2 protein-coding genes are annotated in these 2,127 nt (G+C 61.0%); one reads left to right on the forward strand and one right to left on the reverse strand.

Annotation, left to right across the window (positions count from 1 at the left end; translation table 11 throughout):
* Window positions 1–1,602: extracellular solute-binding protein (locus tag ACTG4J_RS15295; protein WP_439140592.1), on the reverse strand; the 1,602-nt coding region annotated here is incomplete at its 3' end.
* A 229-nt stretch (window positions 1,603–1,831) separates the two neighbouring features.
* On the opposite strand from ACTG4J_RS15295, the gene ACTG4J_RS15300 reads away from it, so the two are divergent.
* A partial coding sequence (locus ACTG4J_RS15300; protein ID WP_439140593.1) for an ATP-binding cassette domain-containing protein occupies window positions 1,832–2,127 on the forward strand: 296 nt, incomplete at its 3' end.

Genomic DNA, 2,127 nt, shown 5'->3' on the forward strand with positions numbered 1-2,127 from the left:
GTCGCGGCCGATCTGGTCGGTGATCCGTTCCCATGCTGCCGCGATGGCATCTGCCGTTTCTTGCGCGCTGGCATATTGGCCTGCAAAGCCCTTTGCCAGTTCGTCCTCGGCCACCGAGTAGTATTGGAAAATGCCGGGGATGCGCGGTTCGATGGCCGCGTTGGGGTGGTTGTAGCTGTCGGCGTTGGACCCAAGATAGTCCTCGACAAAGGCGCGGTCATAGCCTGCGGCTTCCCACTCTTCATAGTTGAAGTGCGAGTTGCGGTACGGCTGGAAGCCCGAGGGATAGGCCGACATCCACAGCGACAGATCCTTGCCGCCCAGATGCGCGGCTGCCGACCATGCGGCCTTGCGCTTCTTTTCATCGCCTGACACGCGCGCGGTGACGTAGACGCCCCAGCCGATATATGCCATCTGCGGTGCTTCGTTCGCCACATCCTCCCAGGCGCCGGCGGCCGCGTTATAGCGGCGATCCGAACCGGGATTGATGCCAAAGCCCACGACATCGCCCACCACCGAAGTATCCGAGGTGCGCGCCGAAGACCCGACATCGCCCCACCACATCAGCATCGAGCCCGTTCCGGCAAGGAACTGCTGGAAGGCGGTGGTGCCGGGGTCGGCGTTGATCTGGTCGGCCGGATAGGCGCCCGGCGTGGCGATCAGGTCCATCACGTCTTGGATCGCCTGCACCCAGCCGGGGTTGTTCACCCGTGGCTTCATCGTGTCGGCGTCAAAGAGCCATGCCGGATCGTCGGGGTGTTTCACATAGGCCGTGGCGCGATTGGCGATGAAGTAGAAGCCAAAGCCGCCCCAGCCCTTTAGCGGGTCAAGATAGCCATGCGCTTCCAGCCCGGTGAGCGGGTCGGTCTGCCCGATTACCGCCTTGGACACGGCATTGACCTGCTGCCATGTCTTCGGCACCTCGGCCCCGCCAATTGCGCCGTCGCCGAAATAGTCCTTGCGATAGGCGAATGTGTGGCAATCGCCGTCGATGGTTACGCGATACTTCTTTCCGGACCATGTGCCGACGGGCGGCTGAAGATAGCCCACCAGATCGCTTTCGTCGATCTGCTCGGACACCCAGCCGGGCATTTCGTCCAAAAGCCCGCGCCCTGCGGTGTCGCCTTCGAAAGGCGCACCCATCTCGAGGATGTCGAAATCGACGGTCCCGGTCGCGATCGATTGCTGTAGGCGCGCGTTGTAGTCTGCCTGCGCCAAGTCGATCCAATTGATCTTGGCGCCGGTATAGGCCTCCCATGGCTTGAGAAAGCCGCGGAACAAAAAGTTGTGCAGATTCTGGTTGTTGAGACCCATAAAGGTCAGCTCGACTCCCGCAAACTCGCCTTGGGCGACCCGCTCCATTGTCGGGCCAAGGCACATTTCGCCCACCTTCTGCCAATCGGCATCGGTCGGCGACCCCATGCCCACACCGGGGACTTTTAGGATTTCGGCACGCACATTGCTGTGACCGCCCGCAAGCGCACGCCCCGTGGGCGCAAGGCCGCCAAGTGCTGCCAGCGCGCCGACACTTGCTGCGCCTTTCAAAAGCCCGCGGCGGGTCAACCCAGTCGCGACCGCGTAATTGTAGAGATCGACTTTCACCAGAATTCCTCCCTGAGTAGCTGGCGCATGCTCTTAGCGGCTGCACCAAGATCTTGTGCGACCCACTGCATGGAAAAACACGGTGTCCCTGCCGTGGTGCAACACCTCGGAGCATTTCAGTCGCAATGAGACCTGTCAAGTTTCTAACATGTTAGTATGGTCAGGTTGTGGACAGGCTCATCTTGCTGGGCTACTCGTTGGGTCCACGCGATGAAACGGACGGTGCACAATGGCAGAGGTCAAGGTCAGGGAACTTCGAAAGGCCTATGGCGACGTTGGGGTCATCCATGGCCTTGATGTCGACATCCCTGACGGGGCCTTTGTGGTGCTTGTCGGTCCATCCGGCTGCGGCAAGTCTACGCTTTTGCGTATGATCGCAGGGCTTGAGGGGATCACCTCGGGCACCATTCACATCGGTGAGCGGTTGGTGAACAACCTGCCGCCCGCAGAGCGCGACATCGCCATGGTGTTTCAGAACTACGCGCTTTACCCGCACAAGACGGTCGAGGCGAACATGGCCTTTGC

This window comes from Roseicyclus sp. (assembly GCF_965662675.1).
Classification (GTDB): Bacteria; Pseudomonadota; Alphaproteobacteria; order Rhodobacterales; family Rhodobacteraceae; genus Roseicyclus.